This window comes from Pseudarthrobacter sp. efr-133-R2A-89, from assembly GCF_030209315.1.
Classification (GTDB): domain Bacteria; phylum Actinomycetota; class Actinomycetes; order Actinomycetales; family Micrococcaceae; genus Arthrobacter.
Genome location: NZ_JARVSE010000003.1, coordinates 212,497 through 227,357, shown reverse-complemented (window position 1 = coordinate 227,357; position 14,861 = coordinate 212,497). Strand labels below are relative to the sequence as shown.

At 69.2% G+C, this 14,861-nt stretch carries 14 protein-coding genes and 1 pseudogene; 5 read left to right on the top strand and 10 right to left on the bottom strand.

All coding sequences use genetic code 11. The features are described 5' to 3' along the window. Positions 1-19: 19 nt before the first annotated feature. The 3 genes from QRM95_RS07275 (at position 20) to QRM95_RS07265 (ending at position 2,867) form a co-directional block, all read left to right on the top strand. A complete protein-coding gene (locus QRM95_RS07275) occupies positions 20-901 on the top strand; it encodes an aldo/keto reductase (RefSeq protein ID WP_285247128.1) in 882 nt (293 codons plus the stop codon). 73 nt (positions 902-974) lie between these two features. Continuing rightward, on the top strand, positions 975-2,003 hold the full coding sequence (locus QRM95_RS07270) for an aldo/keto reductase (RefSeq protein ID WP_285247127.1): 1,029 nt from the start codon (positions 975-977) through the stop codon (positions 2,001-2,003). A gap of 33 nt (positions 2,004-2,036) precedes the next feature. Beyond that, on the top strand, positions 2,037-2,867 hold the full coding sequence (locus QRM95_RS07265; RefSeq protein WP_285247126.1) for an oxidoreductase: 831 nt from the start codon (positions 2,037-2,039) through the stop codon (positions 2,865-2,867). Between the two features lie 125 nt (positions 2,868-2,992). Here the strand turns inward: QRM95_RS07265 and QRM95_RS07260 are convergent, their stop codons facing one another. From QRM95_RS07260 to QRM95_RS07245, 4 genes are read right to left on the bottom strand one after another with little or no spacing between them, the layout of a single operon-like run. After that, the gene (locus tag QRM95_RS07260) at positions 2,993-4,357 is read right to left on the bottom strand and encodes an FAD-dependent oxidoreductase (protein ID WP_285247125.1); all 1,365 of its coding nucleotides are present in this window, start codon (positions 4,355-4,357) and stop codon (positions 2,993-2,995) included. Positions 4,358-4,360: 3 nt separating this feature from the next. After that, positions 4,361-4,771, bottom strand: a complete 411-nt coding sequence (locus QRM95_RS07255; RefSeq protein ID WP_285247124.1) for an arsenate reductase ArsC — start codon at positions 4,769-4,771, stop codon at positions 4,361-4,363. After that, positions 4,768-5,472 carry an aquaporin gene (locus tag QRM95_RS07250; RefSeq protein ID WP_285247123.1) on the bottom strand — a complete coding sequence of 235 codons (705 nt, stop codon included), beginning with the start codon at positions 5,470-5,472 and terminating at the stop codon, positions 4,768-4,770. Before QRM95_RS07250 ends, QRM95_RS07255 begins: the two co-directional genes overlap by 4 nt. Further along, the gene (locus tag QRM95_RS07245) at positions 5,469-5,819 is read right to left on the bottom strand and encodes an ArsR/SmtB family transcription factor (protein ID WP_285247203.1); all 351 of its coding nucleotides are present in this window, start codon (positions 5,817-5,819) and stop codon (positions 5,469-5,471) included. The genes QRM95_RS07250 and QRM95_RS07245 overlap by 4 nt, the downstream gene beginning before the upstream one ends. A gap of 146 nt (positions 5,820-5,965) precedes the next feature. On the opposite strand from QRM95_RS07245, the gene map reads away from it, so the two are divergent. After that, positions 5,966-6,739: a type I methionyl aminopeptidase gene (gene map / locus QRM95_RS07240; RefSeq protein WP_285247122.1), complete on the top strand. Its 774-nt coding sequence runs from the start codon at positions 5,966-5,968 to the stop codon at positions 6,737-6,739. Positions 6,740-6,797: 58 nt separating this feature from the next. On the opposite strand, the gene QRM95_RS07235 is transcribed toward map, so the two are convergent. After that, a complete protein-coding gene (locus QRM95_RS07235) occupies positions 6,798-7,697 on the bottom strand; it encodes a GDSL-type esterase/lipase family protein (RefSeq protein ID WP_285247121.1) in 900 nt (299 codons plus the stop codon). Between the two features lie 96 nt (positions 7,698-7,793). Continuing rightward, positions 7,794-8,313 (bottom strand): annotated as a pseudogene (locus QRM95_RS07230) (GNAT family N-acetyltransferase). Positions 8,314-8,468: 155 nt separating this feature from the next. Between QRM95_RS07230 and QRM95_RS07225 the strand changes: the two are divergent. Next, complete coding sequence (locus tag QRM95_RS07225) at positions 8,469-8,945, top strand: hypothetical protein (RefSeq protein WP_285247120.1); 477 nt, start codon at positions 8,469-8,471, stop codon at positions 8,943-8,945. Here QRM95_RS07225 and QRM95_RS07220 read toward each other — a convergent pair. From QRM95_RS07220 to QRM95_RS07205, 4 genes are all read right to left on the bottom strand, one after another. Next, positions 8,914-10,890 (bottom strand): APC family permease, encoded by a 1,977-nt coding sequence (locus tag QRM95_RS07220; protein ID WP_285247119.1) that lies wholly within the window; start codon positions 10,888-10,890, stop codon positions 8,914-8,916. The genes QRM95_RS07225 and QRM95_RS07220 overlap by 32 nt on opposite strands. 142 nt (positions 10,891-11,032) lie before the next feature. After that, positions 11,033-11,716, bottom strand: coding sequence for a response regulator (locus QRM95_RS07215; protein ID WP_285247118.1), 684 nt, complete (start codon positions 11,714-11,716; stop codon positions 11,033-11,035). Then, on the bottom strand, positions 11,713-14,283 hold the full coding sequence (locus tag QRM95_RS07210; protein ID WP_285247117.1) for a DUF4118 domain-containing protein: 2,571 nt from the start codon (positions 14,281-14,283) through the stop codon (positions 11,713-11,715). Before QRM95_RS07210 ends, QRM95_RS07215 begins: the two co-directional genes overlap by 4 nt. A gap of 69 nt (positions 14,284-14,352) precedes the next feature. Next, positions 14,353-14,841: a hypothetical protein gene (locus QRM95_RS07205; protein ID WP_285247116.1), complete on the bottom strand. Its 489-nt coding sequence runs from the start codon at positions 14,839-14,841 to the stop codon at positions 14,353-14,355. Between the last annotated feature and the right edge of the window lie 20 nt (positions 14,842-14,861).

Below are 14,861 nucleotides of genomic sequence, written 5' to 3'. Positions count from 1 at the left end.
ATACCGTGAAGGAATGGTTATGGAACTCACACTCAACAACGGCGTCACCATGCCCGCACTCGGCCTCGGCGTCTTCCAAAGTCCCCCGGAAGAGACGACGGCGGCCGTCCAGACAGCGCTGGAGGTGGGCTACCGGCACATCGACACAGCCGCCGCCTACGGCAACGAGCGGGAAGTGGGCGAAGGCATCCGCCGCTCCGGCCTGGACCGCGGCGACGTGTTCATCGAAACCAAGGTCTGGGTCAGCGACTACGGCTACGACGAGTCACTGCACGCGTGGGACAAAGCGGTGGGAAAGCTGGGCGTGGAGCAACTGGACCTGCTCATCCTGCACCAGCCCGCGCCGGACCGGTTCGAGAAGACGGTCGCCGCGTACAAGGCGCTGGAAACCCTGCTGGCGGACGGGCGCGTGCGGGCCATCGGCGTCAGCAACTTCATGCCGCACCACCTGAGGCAACTGCTGGAGGCAACGGACGTGGTCCCGGCCGTCAACCAGATCGAACTGCACCCCTACTTTGCCCAGCGGAACGTCCAGGCCGCAGACGCACAGCACGGCATCCTCACCCAGGCGTGGTCGCCGATCGGCGGCATCACCTTCTACCCCGGCTGGGGCGAGAACCGGAAGAACGTCATGCGTGACCCGGCGATCGCCGCGATCGCCCAGGCCCAGGGCAAAACGCCCGCCCAGGTCATGCTCCGCTGGCACCTCCAGCAGGGCCGCTCCGCCATCCCCAAATCCACCAACCCGGCCCGCATCGCCGAGAACGTCGACGTGTTCGGCTTCGAGCTGTCTCCGGCGGACCTGGCTGCCATTGACGCCCTGGACACCGGGGTCCGCAGCGGCCCGGACCCCGATGTGGCCCGTCCCGAGCGGTTCGCCATGGCCATTCCCGAGGCCTGAGTCCGGAGAAAACCGAGTCCGAAAAAACTGAGTCCCAAAAAACTGAGTCCCCGGCAAAGAGATAAGGAACCAGATGGAATACCGCCCGCTTGGCCGCACCGGTGTGCAGGTCAGCCCCCTGTGCCTCGGCGCGATGATGTTCGGCCCCTGGGGCAACAACGACACCGACGACGCCACCCGCATCATCCACCGCGCCCTGGACGCCGGCATCAACTTCATCGACACCGCAGACGTCTATTCGGGCGGCGTGTCAGAGGAAATCGTGGGCAAGGCCCTGGCAGGCCGCCGCGACGACGTCTTCCTGGCCACCAAGTTCTTCATGCCGATGGACGAGAAGGACCCCAACCGGCGCGGCGGCTCCCGCCGCTGGATCATGCGCGCCGTGGAGGACTCGCTGCGCCGGCTGAACACGGACCACATCGACCTCTACCAGGTGCACCGGCGCAGCCCGGACACCGATGTGGAGGAAACCCTGGGCGCCCTCACCGACCTGGTCCGCCAAGGCAAGGTGCGCTACATCGGCTCCTCCTCCTACTCCGGATCGCAGATCGTGGAGGCGCAGTGGGCCTCCCGGGAACGCAACCTTGAACGGTTCGTCACCGAGCAGCCGCCGTACTCCATCCTGACCCGCGGCATCGAGGAGGACGTCCTACCCACCGTGCAGCGGCACGGGATGGGCACCCTCACCTACAGCCCGCTTGCCGGCGGCTGGCTCTCCGGGCGGTGGCGGAAGGACTCCGCGTCTTCACCCACCTCCAGCGCCCGCCCCAGTGCCCGGTTCGACATGACCCAGCCCGCCAACCAGCGCAAGCTGGACATCGTCGAGGAACTCGCGCAGGTGGCCGAGTGGGCGGGAGTAACCATGATCGAGATGGCCATCGCGTTCGTGATCAACCACCCGGGCGTCACCTCGGCGATCGTGGGACCGCGGACCATGGAGCAGCTGGAATCCTACCTCCCCGCCGCGGACACGCACCTGGCCCCGGAGGTCCTGGACCGCATCGACCAGCTGGTGGCCCCCGGCGTCACGGTCAACCCCGACGACAACAGCTACGGCGCCCACGAACTCACCCCGAACGCACGACGGCGGCACCGGGCTTAGGCGCCGGACCGCACCCTACGAAAGGAATCACCCATGGCAACATGGCTCATCACAGGCTGCTCCACCGGACTGGGCCGGGCACTCGCCGAGGCCGTGCTCGCGTCCGGGCACAACGCCGTCGTCACCGCCCGGAACGTTGACGCCGTACAGGACATCACCGCCGGCTTCCCGGACACCGCGCTGTCACTTCCCCTGGACGTCACGGACAAGGCGCAGATCAGCGCGGCGGTCAAGGCGGCGGAGGAAAAGTTCGGCAGCATCGACGTGCTGGTCAACAACGCCGGCTACGGCTACCGCGCCGCTGTGGAGGAAGCCGACGACGCCGATATCCGCCAACTGTTCGACACCAACTTCTTCGGTGCGGTGGACATGATCAAGGCGGTGTTGCCGGGCATGCGCGCCAACAAGGGCGGGTCCATCCTGAACATCTCCTCCATCGGCGCCCGGATCACCCCTGCCGGCTCCGGCTATTATGCGGCCACCAAGGCGGCGCTGGAGGGCATGTCCGGCTCGCTCCGCAACGAGCTGAAGCCGCTGGGCATCAACGTCACCGCGATCGAACCCGGCGGCTTCCGCACCGATTTCGCGGGCCGCTCGCTCACCCAGTCCGCGACGCCTATCGGCGACTACGCCGAGACCGCCGGCAAACGCCGCAAGGAAAGCGACACGAGCCACGGCAACCAGCCCGGCGATCCGGACAAGGCCGCCCGGGCGATCATCGCCGTCGTCGAATCCCCCACCCCGCCGGGCCTGCTGGTCCTGGGCACGGACGCCTTCGGCGCGTTCGGCATGGTGGCGGACGCCCAGCGGGCCGAACTGGACCAGTGGCAGGAGCTGAGCACCAGCACAGACATCACCGGCTGAGCCAACCAGCTCGCAGTTGTTGTCGTTTTGGAGCGTCAAAACGACAACAACTGCGAGCCAGTTGGGGGTTGAGGGTGCGGGTCACCAGTGAACGGCCGCGTCGCCTCGTGGCAAGCCGGGCCCGTTTATACGCGCGCGGAGTCGCTGATGCGGCCGTGCTCGACGCCAGTGGCGAAGCCGATCGTCACCGGCACCGGGCTGCCACAGCACGCCTCCCCGGCGGCAGCGTCCTCCGGGAGGCTGGTGGAGCAAACCCCGGTTTCCGGCAGCTCGAGTTCCACGGCGTCCGCCGCCTGGGTGTCCCCTGCCAGCGCTGCCGCGAGGGACCGGACCTGCTCATAGCCGGTGGCCATGAGGAACGTGGGCGCCCGCCCGTACGATTTCATCCCGGCAAGGTAGAAGTCCTTTTCCGGCTGGGCGAGGATCCTGGCGCCGTGGGCGGGGACGGTGCCGCAGCTGTGGAAGTCCGGATCGATCAGTGGGCCCAAAGCCTTGGGTGCCTCCACCGCCGGGTCCAGGTCCAGCCGGAGTTCCGACAGGATGGACAGGTCAGGGCGGAACCCGGTAGCGGGAATCACCCGGTCCACGGTCACGCTCCGGCCGTCCGCGGCGTGCACGGTGAGCGTCTTGCCGCGGGTTTCGAGGGATGCCGTGTGGAAGTCCGTAAGGAGCTGGACGGCTCCGGTGTCGACGGCGGTGCGGAGCCGGGTGCCCAGCTGGCCGCGGGCAGGCAGCTCGTCGGCGTTCCCGCCGCCGTAGGCGCGGGCCGGAGAGGCACCGCGGATGGCCCACAGGACTTCGGTTCCGGGGTTGGCGCGGGCCACGCGGGCGAGGTCAAGCACCATGTTCGCCGCGGAATGTCCGGCGCCGGCCACCAAGGTGCGGCGCCCGGCGAACCCGCCGGCGGTGACGTCGGGCAGCGGCGCGGTGACCAGCCCGGCGGCACGGGCCTCCGGCTCGCCCAGGGCCGGCAACCCGGAGGATCCCAGCGGCGCCGGCGTGGTCCAGGTTCCGGAAGCGTCGATGACGGCGCGCGCCAGGAGCTCGGTGACCTCTCCGCCGTCGTGCTCAATCCGCAGCAGGAACGGCGCCTCGTCCCGGCCCTGGCTGCGGCCCTTGTCCATGCCCTGCCGGGTCACGGCCAGAACGCGGGCGCCGGTCCTGATCCGCCCCTTCAATTCCGGTGTGGCAGCCAGGGGTTCCAGGTAGTCGGAGACGACCTGGGAGCCGTAGGGCAGCGCGGTGGGCCGGGGCGCTTCCCAGCCACTTCGTTCGAGCAGCCGCACCGAGGCCGGGTCCAGGTTGTATTTCCAGGTGGAGAACAACCTGATGTGCCCCCATTTCCGGATGGCCGAACCCACGGTGGGGCCGGCTTCCAGGACAAGGGGTTCCAGCCCGCGTTCGAGCAGGTGGGCGGCCGCGGCGAGGCCCACGGGCCCGGCGCCGATCACGGCCACGGGCAGCGACTCAACGGAGGCCGGGCTGCCCACCGGTCAGCCCTGCGCCGGGGTCAGGGAAGCGATGAGGGCCTCCACGCGGGTCTTGATCTCGTCGCGGATGGGCCGGACCGAATCCACGCCCTTGCCCGCCGGATCCTCCAGGACCCAGTCTTCGTAGCGCTTGCCCGGGAAGTAGGGGCATTCGTCGCCGCAGCCCATGGTGATCACCACGTCCGAGTCCTTGACCGCTTCCGTGGTGAGGACCTTGGGGATCTCGGCTGACATGTCGATGCCAACCTCGGCCATGGCCTGGACGGCGGCGGGATTGACCTTCTCCGCCGGCTGCGACCCGGCGGAGCGGACCTCGATGGCGCCCTGGGAGAGGGTGGTCAGGTACGCGGCGGCCATCTGGGAGCGGCCGGCGTTGTGGACGCAGACGAACAGGACTGAGGGTTTGTGGCTCATGAGAGCACCTTTCGGTCGGCCGCCGGAGCGGTGGAAGCGGCGGTGAGGGAGGGGTAGAGGAAGCGGACCAGGACGCATCCGGCGGCGCCGCCAAGGAGCTGCGCCAGGATGAAGGCAGGGGCCGACGACGGTGCGATGCCGGCAAAGGTGTCCGTGACCGTGCGGGCGATGGTCACCGCTGGGTTGGCGAAACTGGTGGAGCTGGTGAACCAGTACGCGGCGGTGATGTACCCGCCCACGGCGAACGCCACCCGGTCTGCCCGGCCGGACCGGACCGTTCCGAAGATGACCAGCAGCAGGCCCAGCGTGGCGATGACCTCGCCCAGCCAGAGCGGGGCGCCGCTGCGCTGGTGCGTGGACCAGGTGACGGCGTCCAGCCCAAACATGAGGTTCGCGGCCACCGTGCCGGCCAGGCCGCCGAGCACCTGGCCCGTGACCAGGCCTGCCGCGGTGGGGGTGTCGACCATCCCCAGCGCCCGTTCCACCAGGGTCACCACGGGATTGAACGACGCCGACACGGGCTGCAGTGCCACGATCAGCGCCACCAGCGCGGCACCCGTGGCGAGGCTGTTCTGCAAAAGCTGCAGGCCGACGTCGTCCGGTGACAGCCTGGAGGCCATCACGCCCGAGCCCACCACCGCCATCACTAGGAACGCCGTACCGATGAATTCCGCCGCCGCCCGGCGGACCAGGACGGTCACGCGGCCTGCCCGCCAATCAGGGCTGCCAGGTTCTTCAGGGCCTCGGTGCGGGCCCGGTAGTAGACCCAGACACCGCGCTTTTCCCGGTCCAGCAGGCCTGCCTCGTGCAGGATCTTCAGGTGGTGGCTGATGGTGGGTTGGGAGAGGTCGAAGGCATCGTTGAGGTCGCAGACGCAGGCCTCGCCGCCCTGGTGCGAGGCCACCATGGACATCAGCCGGAGCCGGACGGGATCCGCCAATGCCTTCAGCAGCGGCGCGATCCCTTCGGCCTCGGACTCGGACAGCGGCTGGCGCGCCAGCGGGGCGCAGCAGGCTGCGGCCTGGACCGGGGTCAGCTCCAAAGACATAGACATACGTAAATATTTACACTCATCAATGTCTTTGGCAATCGCCGCAATAATCCCGCAGGCCCGGGCCGTCCCCTTGCAGCCCGCGGCGACCGGACAAATAGGATGGCCCCTAGAGCTAGCCGGCCGCAGATGAAGGGCGCCCCATGATCGAGATCCTCAACCCCGCCGAAGTGGCCCGCGCACGCGTCACCGGTGCCCTGGTGGCTGACATCCTGCAGGCCATGAAAAGCCGCGCCACGGTGGGCACCAACCTGCTGGACATCGACCAGTGGACCAAGGAGATGATCGCCGCGGCCGGGGCCGAATCCTGCTACGTGGACTATGCGCCGTCCTTCGGGCGCGGCCCGTTCGGCCACTACATCTGCACCGGGGTCAACGACGCCGTGCTGCACGGGCTGCCCCACGACTACGCCCTGGCCGACGGCGACCTGCTGACCCTTGACCTCGCCGTCGTCAAGGACGGGGTGGCAGCGGACGCCGCCATCAGCTTCATCGTGGGCGAAGCACGGCCGGCGGAGAGCGTGGCGATGATCGAGGCCACAGAGAAGGCGCTTGCCGCCGGCATCGCCGCCGCCGGGCCGAACGCCAAGATCGGCGACATCTCCTACGCGATCGGCCGCGTCCTCACGGACGCCGGGTACCCCATCAACACCCAGTTCGGCGGCCACGGCATCGGCTCCACCATGCACCAGGACCCGCACGTGCCCAACATGGGCCGGCCCGGCCGCGGCTTCAAGCTGCGGCCGGGACTGTTGTTGGCGCTGGAGCCATGGATCATGGCGGACACGGCGGAACTGGTCACGGACGACGACGGCTGGACCCTCCGCAGCGCCACCGGCTGCCGGACGGCCCACACGGAGCACACCATCGCCATCACGGACAACGGCGCCGAGATCCTGACCCTGCCCTCGCGGTAGGAGCTATCCGGTCCCGGCCACGGTGCTGCGGCGTTCCAGGGTCCTGCCTCGGGAAGGGTCAGCCCCTCACCAGCTGGGCAGGCTTGATCGAACTGACCATGGCCGGGTAGTAGCCTTGGGAATATCCGTCGGCGGTGGGGTGGAAGTTGAACTGCGTGTACTGGCCCAGGTTGAACCAAGAGGCGGAGGAACCGATTTCGTGGCCGTTGAATTTGGGGGCGACGTCCACGAACTGGGCGCCGGCGTTCCGTGCCTTGGCCGCGAGGGCGGCGTTGAGCTGGTCCGTGCCCTTGTCGAACACTGCTGCGGCCGCTGCTGACATGACACCGCCGCCGGCGATGACTGTGGTGGATTCTCCGGCCGTCGCAAAGAGCCGGGGGTAGCCGAGCCAGGCGATCTTGGCATTGGCCGCGTACCCGCGGATTGTTCCGACCGTCCCGGCGACGTCGACCCCGTTTGCAAGCTGGACTCCATAGGCTGTGGCCGCCTGGCACCCGGTGGCCTGTGGCGATGTGTCTGCAGCACACGCTCCGATGATCTGGCCGAAGTTGACGTCGTTGCCGCCGGCGGTCAGGGTAACGAGTCCTGTGGTGCTGTTGAGCGCACCATCAAGGGACGCCTTCGCCGCCTGCTGGGCGATAGTGGGAATACCTGAAGTTGTTGCTCCGACAGTCGCGCCTGCACACGCATAGTCGCCGGTGAGGGCCACCGATTGCAGCTGGTCGAACAGCGCCACGTCGTCAGGACCGCCGTGCAGGCAGGCCGGGCTGCCGAACGCCGGATTCACGGCGGCAGTTGGCGCCAGCGACCCCCAGCCGGCTGAGAAGGAGTCTCCGAGGTTGACGTACTTGACGGGGTCCTGGGCGGCAAAAGCCGGCGTAGACGCACCTGAGAGGATAAGGGCGGTGACGGCGGCGAAAGCGGCCGCGGTGCGGCGGCCGGCTGCGGGGAACTGCATGATGGGCTCCGTACTGTCCTCGGGTAAGCGTGTCCATTGACGCTAGGCCTGGGCCGCACGCCCAAACAGGGTCCTTGGACTCTGGCAAACCAGGAGCTATTCCGTCCCGGCCACGGTGCTGCGGCGTTCCAGGAGCAGCGTGTCCTGCCAGTGCCCGGCTTTGGGCCCGGTGCTGATCCGGGCTATCCGCTCCCGGGTCCCCACCACGCGGAACCCGAGACGCTGGTGCAGGACCAGGCTGGCGGTGTTTTCCGGGAAGATGCTGGACTGGATGGTCCAGATGCCCGCGGCCTCGGTGGAATCGATCAGGGCTCCGAGCAGGATCCGGCCCACGCCCCGGCCCTGCGTCCGCGGCGCCACGTAGATGGAATGCTCCACGAGGCCCCGGTACACCTCCCGGGAGGAAACCCGGGACACGGCGGCCCAGCCCAGGACCCGGCCCGCGTCCTCGGCGATGAGCCGGTGCTCAGGTAACCGGCCGGCGTCGAACGCTTCCCAGGTGGGGGGGTTCGCTCTCGAAGGTCGCCTCCCCCGTGGCGATGCCGGCGGCGTAGATCGCGTGCACGGCGTCCCAATCGTCGGGGCGCATGGGGCGGATGGTCACGGGGCTGTCCATGGGTCCCATTATGGTTGAACGGCCCGGTCCCGCCGGCCTGGCGGCGGCCGGGGCGGGGCGTAAATAATCCGTCAATAAATGGCCCCCGCCACTCCACCCGCGCCTGTGCAGTCCTTTGATGGAGGCATAGGCGGCATGGGAGGCAGGGAGCGCAGATGCGGTGGGATGAGGCGCCGGAGGACCGCGGGAGGGTCAAGTTCGCCGCGGCTGCCGAGGCCGTGGAGGGCTACGGTGGACGGGCCTTGAACGGGCGTGCCCTGCAGCCGGCCAGCGGCTACCTTTTCCCCGACCAGGACGGCGAGGAATGGTGGGTCATCTTTCAGCCGTGGCCGCCGTCGGGCCTGCACGCCCACAAAGTTCCCGGCGACATCCTGGCCTGCAACGATTCCTACGGCGACATGGTGCACGTGGTGGTGCTGGCAGCCGGCGTGTGGGAGGACGACGCCGAGGCCGCCTTCCGCGCGAACGTCCCGCTGACGCTGGCGGACGCCGCCCGGGTGGCGGCCACGGTGGCGCACGTGGCGGCACCGGGGCACGCTGCACCGGAGCGCCCCGGTGCAGCGCCGAAGCGCACGGACGGGACACCGGCGGACCCGCCGGTCAGCCCACGTGGACCCATGGGCGCTGGGTGACATCCGGAACGGCCTCGCGCAGGACCTCACGGGTCACCGGCGCGATCTCGCCTTCGCCCAGGAACAGGAACCGCACCAGGTTGGTGATGGGGTTTCCCTCGGTCCAGCGGAAGTAGATGTGCGGCATCAGCCCGGTCACGTCCCTGATGTGCAGGAGCACGGAGGCGATGGTGTTGGGAACCACCGGCCCGTGGACTTCCAGGACGTGGTAGCCGTGGCGGTTCACGCCGCGGACGTGGAGCTCCGTTTCGAAGTCGGAGGAGTCGTCCACAATGACTTCGAGGAACAGGGCGTCCCCCGCCAGCGGCAGGTGGCTGACCTCGATGGCAGATTCCAGCTTGTCCCGGTACGCCTCCGCTGACAGCCGGAGCGGCTCATGGGCAATGATGGCGATGGGCCCGTCCAGGGTGCTGGACATGAACTCCAGGGCCTGCTGGTCCAGGTGCACCCGGGTGGCGTGGAGTTCGAAGGAACGCCGCACCCTGGACAGCAGGGAGATCACGATGATGCCCAGGATGAAGATGGCCGCGATCCGGATGCCCTCGGGACGTTCGAAAATGTTGGCCACCGTGGTGTACGCGAACACCACCGAGATGGCGCCAAAGCCGAAGGTAAGGTTCCGCTGCCCGCGGCGGCGCGCCGACAACGTCACGGCCACGGCCGCGGAGGTCATCAGCACCAGGACGCCGGTGGCGTAGGCGCCGCCCTGGGCGTCGACGTCGGCGTTGAAGATGAAGGTGATCACAAAGCCGATCAGGGTGAAGACGAGCACCAGGGGGCGCACCGCCTTGGCCCATCCGGGGGCCATGCCGTAGCGCGGCAGGTACCGGGGAACCAGGTTCAGCAGGCCGGCCATGGCCGAGGCGCCGGCGAACCACAGGATGCCGATGGTGCTGATGTCATAGACGCTGCCGAATCCGACGCCCAGGTATTCGTGCGCAAGGAACGCCAGGGCGCGCCCGTTCGCCTGGCCGCCGGGCTGGAATTCCTGCTCCGGGATCAGGACCACGGTAATGAAGCTGGTGGTCAGCAGGAACACGCTCATGATGGCCGCGGCGGTGGTGAGCATGCGCCGGGCACCGCGGATGCGGCCCGCCGGGTTCTCTTCGGTATCGTCCGCCGCGCCCCGGACCTGCGGCATCACGGCAACGCCCGTCTCGAAGCCGGACAGGCCCAGCGCCAGCTTGGGGAACACCAGCAGCGCGATGGCCACGGCCATCAGGGGATTGCCGTGGGAAACCCACAGGTTGGTCCACCAGTCCCCCATGGCTGCAGGATGGGCGATCACCTGCATCAGGGTGGCCACCACAACCACGGCGTTCAGGCCCAGGTAGAGGACTACCAGGACGACGGCGACGCCGATCGCCTCCTTGAATCCCCGCAGGAACACCGCCGCCAGCAGCGCGAGCAGGAAGAGCGTGACCGGGACGTTCTGGTTTTGCAGCCAGCCGGGGGCAACCGGGTTGCCGATCAGGTGCGCGGTGGCGTCGGCTGCCGAGAGGGTCATGGTGATCATGAAGTCGGTGGCGGCGAAGCCGAGCAGGACCAGCACCAGGAGCTTGCCGCCCCAGCGCGGCAGCAGCCGCTCAAGCATGGCGATGGAGCCTTCACCGCGCGGGCTCTCACCGGCAACCCTGCGGTAGACCGGCAGCGCGCCCAGCAGGGTCACCGCCACCAGCACCAGGGTGGCCAGCGGGGAGATGACCCCGGCAGCCAGCGCGGCGATGGCCGGCTGGTACCCCAGGGTGGAGAAGTAGTCCACGCCGGTCAGGCACATGACCTGCCACCACGTGTGCTTCCGTTCGTGCTGCGTCGGAACGCCGCCGGGGCCCTGGTGGGTGCCCTTGCTGTCCTGCAGGCCAAACAGCAGCCAGTCCTTGAGCGCCTTCCTGCCATGCGGGTGGAGCGCGGAAGGATCCGCCGGGGGCCTGCTTAACGTGGTCATGACTGCCTTTCCGCGCTGCCCTGTGCACCGCGATCACTGCGAAGCTAGCACCGGCAAAATTGGCTGGCGTGGGAAAGGGGGTTTTCTTAATGATTCCTTTACGCGTGATGTACGACGCCGTCAGGGCCCTTGGCGGGGCGGGTCACGGTTCGAAGCGGTAGCCCATGCCGGCCTCGGTGAGGAGGTGCCGGGGCCGGGCCGGGTCGGTCTCGAGTTTGCGGCGCAGCTGGCCCATGTAGACGCGCAGGTAGTGGGTTTCGTTCTCGTAGCCGGGGCCCCAGACTTTCCGGAGCATCTGCTGCTGCGTGATCAGCCGGCCGGGGTTCCGGGCCAGCAGTTCCAGGATGGCCCATTCGCGGGGCGTGAGCCGGACCGGGTCTCCCGCACGGGTGACTTTCCGGTTGGCCAGGTCCACTTCGAAATCGCCCACGTCGATGGCCGGGCCACTGTCCACCGTTTCCGGGGTTCCGCTCCGGCGCCCCGCCACGCGCAGCCGCGCCAGGAGTTCGTCCAGGCCGAACGGCTTGGTCACATAGTCGTCGGCGCCGGCGTCCAGGGCCCGGACCTTGTCCACGGAGCCGTGCCGGGCGGACAACACGATGATGGGCATGCTGCTGGTCCGGCGCACCCTGGTGATGACGTCCACGCCGTTGATGTCCGGCAGCCCGAGATCCAGGACCATCACATCCGGATGGCCGCCCTCCGCGTGGTGCAGGGCGGACGTACCGTCCAGCGCCGTCAGCACCCGGTAGCCTTCAGCTTCAAGGTTCACCTGGAGGGCGCGCAGGAGCTGGGGTTCGTCATCGACGATCAGGATGGTCCTCATGGCGTGCTCCCGGCCGGGCGGCGGCGGTCCGGGGCGGCGGCCCCCGCGGAGAGCGGCAGCCTGATGATCATGGTCAGTCCGCCGCCGGGGGTCGGTTCGGCCACCAGCCGGCCGCCCATGGCCTCCGTAAAGCCCTTGGCGACGGCCAGGCCAAGCCCGATGCCGAGCCCTTCCGGGGCATCATCAAGCCGCTGGAACGGCTGGAACATCGCGGCGGCCGCGGCAGCGGGCACACCCTGCCCGTGATCGACAATTCGCAACTCGCCGAACCCGCCGCCGTCGTCGTCCGTCCTCAGCGTCCCGGCCGAAACGCCCACGATCACCACGTCCGACTCCGGCGCGTATTTGAGCGCGTTCTCCACGATGTTGGCGATGACCCGTTCCAGCATGCCCAGGTCGGCGTCCACGGCGGGCATGGAGGGTGCGAGGTCAACCCGGATCCGGCCTGCCGGGAGCCCGCGCAACGCGTCCTCGATCGCGTCGCGCCAGGAGACCGGCGCTGTCAGCGGGGCCGCAGAGCCGCTGGAGATGCGGGACATGTCCAGGAGGTTCGAGATCAGGGCGTCCAGGCGCTCGGTGTAGGACTCGATCGTGGCGAGCATCTCGGCCTGCACCTCTTCCGGCAGCCTGCGGTTTTGGCGGCGCAGGGCGGTGACGGCGAGCTTGATCCCGGCCAGCGGAGTGCGCAGGTCGTGGCTGACGGCCCGCAGGATGGACGTGCGGACGCTGTTGCCCTCCGCAAGTTTGGTGGTGCTTTGCAACCTTCGCTGCAGGGCCTGGCGCTGGCGCAGCAGCAGGAGGTGGGCGCCGTGGGCTGCGAGGAGGAGGCGGTCCCCGGCGGTCAGGGTCCGCCCGGAGAGGACCAGCGCCGTCCGGTCGTCGGCCAGTTCCACGCTGTCCGTCAAGGCCGCGGCGTCCGGAGCCGGCGGCGGCAGGGCACCCGAGAAGGCCTGGAGTTCCCACGCTCCGCTGCCGTCACCGGCCACGGTGAACAGGCCTGCCGAGCGGACCTGGAAGGTTTCCCGGACCTTGTCCATGAACGCGGCCACGGTGTCATCGGCGAGCAACGCGTCGCGGGCCAGGTCCGCCAGTGTAGCTGCCTCGGCGCGGGCCCGGGCGGCTTCCCGGGCCCGCCGGGCGGACAGGCCAACCATCAGGGAGACTGCCACCGCCGCCGCCAGGAACACCGCCAGCGCGAACACGTTTTGCGGGTCCTTGATGTTGAACGTTCCCACCGGGTCTGTCTCGAAGAAGTTCAGCAGCAGCGAGTCCAGGACCGCCGCGAGCACCGCCGGCCACAGCCCGCCAATGAAGGCCACCGCCATGACCCCGGTCAGGTGCACCAGCGCGTGGGTGGCGAGGTTAAGGTCCGGGCTGGCGGCCAGGGCTGTGGTCAGGATGATCGGAAGGACGACGGCGAGGATGAACCCGACAGTGGTGCGCGTACGGCCCAGTGCTGCGGTGGCGGGCCTGGGCAGGCCGGCGCCGCCGTGCGGCCGGGACACGATGTGCACGTCGATGTCGCCGGAGTCCCGCACCACCTTGGCCCCGGCTCCGGAACCAAGCAGCCGGCTCCACAGCCCTCCGGTCGAGGCGCCGATGACGATCTGCGTGGCGTTGACGCTGCGGGCGAATTCCAGGAGCGATTGGGCCGCGTCCTCCCCCGAGACCGTGTGCCAGGTCCCCCCGAGATCCGTGACCAGGCGCTGCTGGGCGTCCAGTGCGTGGCCGGATTCGGCGGTGCCGCCGTCTCCCCGCCGCACGTGGACGGCCAGCAGGTCGCCGCCGTGGACCCTGGACAGGATCCGGGATGCCCGCCGGATGAGCAGTTCCCCGTCCGGGCCGCCGTCCAGGCCAACCACCACCCGTTCGCGTGCGGGCCAGGTGGCGGTGATGCCCTGGCTTTTCCGGTAGGTCGCCAATCCTTCGTCCACGCGGTCGGCGAGCCAGATCAGGGCGATTTCGCGCAATGCGATCAGGTTGCCCAGGCGGAATTCGTTCGCCAGGGCCGCATCTATAGCGTCCTTGGCGAACACCTTTCCGTCGGCGACGCGCTGGCGCAGCAGCTCGGGCGGAATGTCCACCAGCTCGATGTGCTCTGCCCGCCGCACCACGGCGTCCGGCACGGTTTCACCGCTCGGCTGGTCCGTGATGGCCGCGACGGCGTCCCGCAGCGACGCGACGTGCTGGACGGTAAGGGTGGTCAGCACGTCCGTCCCGGCCGCCAGGAGTTCCTCGATGTCCTGCCAGCGGCGCCCGTTCCGGCTTCCCGGGGCGTTGACGTGGGCATAGTCGTCGACGACGGCCACCTCCGGGTGCCGGGCCAGCACTGCAGGCACGTCCAACTCGGCGGTCGCCGCTCCGCCGGCGCCGGGCACCGGGCGCGGGGCAACGGCGTCGAGCCCATCGAGGAGGTGCGCCGTCTCGGTCCTGCCGTGGTCCGCGGCGATGCCGACGGCCACGTCCCGGCCGCACGCCGCAAGGCGGTGCGCCTCGCGCAGCATGGAGTATGTTGTGCCGGCTCCCGTTGCCGCGCCCAGGAAGATGCGAAGCGTTCCCCGTGCCATGTTCACAGTCTTATCCCCTCCGGCCACCCGGACCAACTCCCCGGGCTGCCGGCCGCCCGCAGGTACAGGCTATTCCACCCAGCGGAGCAGCCACACGGTCGTGGCCGGCGGCAGGTACCCATCCTGGAGGGCGCCGCTGCTGATCACCACGATCCCCTCGGGCACCGGCACGGGCGAACGGCCGAAGTTGGCGACGCAGTGCCACCCGTACGGCCGGCTGAAATGCAGCAGGGCGTCGTCCCGGGAGTCCTCCCAGTGGACGTAGTTGAAGGACTCCAGTTCGGTCCGCCAGGCAGAAGCCGCGCGCAGGAAGTCCCGCCGGCCGCCGTCGGGACCGGGAGCAACGTCCGGGTCAACGGGACCCGCATGGTCCGCGTCAACGGGACCCGCGTCCTCAGGGCAGGGCAGCGCCAGGTTGAGGAGCAGGACGGCCGGATCCAGTGTTCCGCCAGGCTGCGGTCCCGCGGAGGCTGCCGGAGGGCGGCCCGCACGTTCAGTGAAGGCAATCTTTGCTCGATTCTGTAGGAAGACCCGCGCGCCGCAATGCTGCCGGCGCACGCCGGCGTGGAATACCGGGG

What these genes read in the sequence shown, in the direction of transcription:
- QRM95_RS07275 (WP_285247128.1), top strand. Translation starts at nt 20, where the DNA reads ATGGAACTCACACTCAACAACGGCGTCACCATGCCCGCACTCGGCCTC.
- QRM95_RS07270 (WP_285247127.1), top strand. Translation starts at nt 975, where the DNA reads ATGGAATACCGCCCGCTTGGCCGCACCGGTGTGCAGGTCAGCCCCCTG.
- QRM95_RS07265 (WP_285247126.1), top strand. Translation starts at nt 2,037, where the DNA reads ATGGCAACATGGCTCATCACAGGCTGCTCCACCGGACTGGGCCGGGCA.
- QRM95_RS07255 (WP_285247124.1), bottom strand. Translation starts at nt 4,771, where the DNA reads ATGAGCCACAAACCCTCAGTCCTGTTCGTCTGCGTCCACAACGCCGGC.
- QRM95_RS07245 (WP_285247203.1), bottom strand. Translation starts at nt 5,819, where the DNA reads ATGTCTTTGGAGCTGACCCCGGTCCAGGCCGCAGCCTGCTGCGCCCCG.
- map (WP_285247122.1), top strand. Translation starts at nt 5,966, where the DNA reads ATGATCGAGATCCTCAACCCCGCCGAAGTGGCCCGCGCACGCGTCACC.
- QRM95_RS07235 (WP_285247121.1), bottom strand. Translation starts at nt 7,697, where the DNA reads ATGCAGTTCCCCGCAGCCGGCCGCCGCACCGCGGCCGCTTTCGCCGCC.
- QRM95_RS07225 (WP_285247120.1), top strand. Translation starts at nt 8,469, where the DNA reads ATGCGGTGGGATGAGGCGCCGGAGGACCGCGGGAGGGTCAAGTTCGCC.
- QRM95_RS07220 (WP_285247119.1), bottom strand. Translation starts at nt 10,890, where the DNA reads ATGACCACGTTAAGCAGGCCCCCGGCGGATCCTTCCGCGCTCCACCCG.
- QRM95_RS07215 (WP_285247118.1), bottom strand. Translation starts at nt 11,716, where the DNA reads ATGAGGACCATCCTGATCGTCGATGACGAACCCCAGCTCCTGCGCGCC.
- QRM95_RS07210 (WP_285247117.1), bottom strand. Translation starts at nt 14,283, where the DNA reads ATGGCACGGGGAACGCTTCGCATCTTCCTGGGCGCGGCAACGGGAGCC.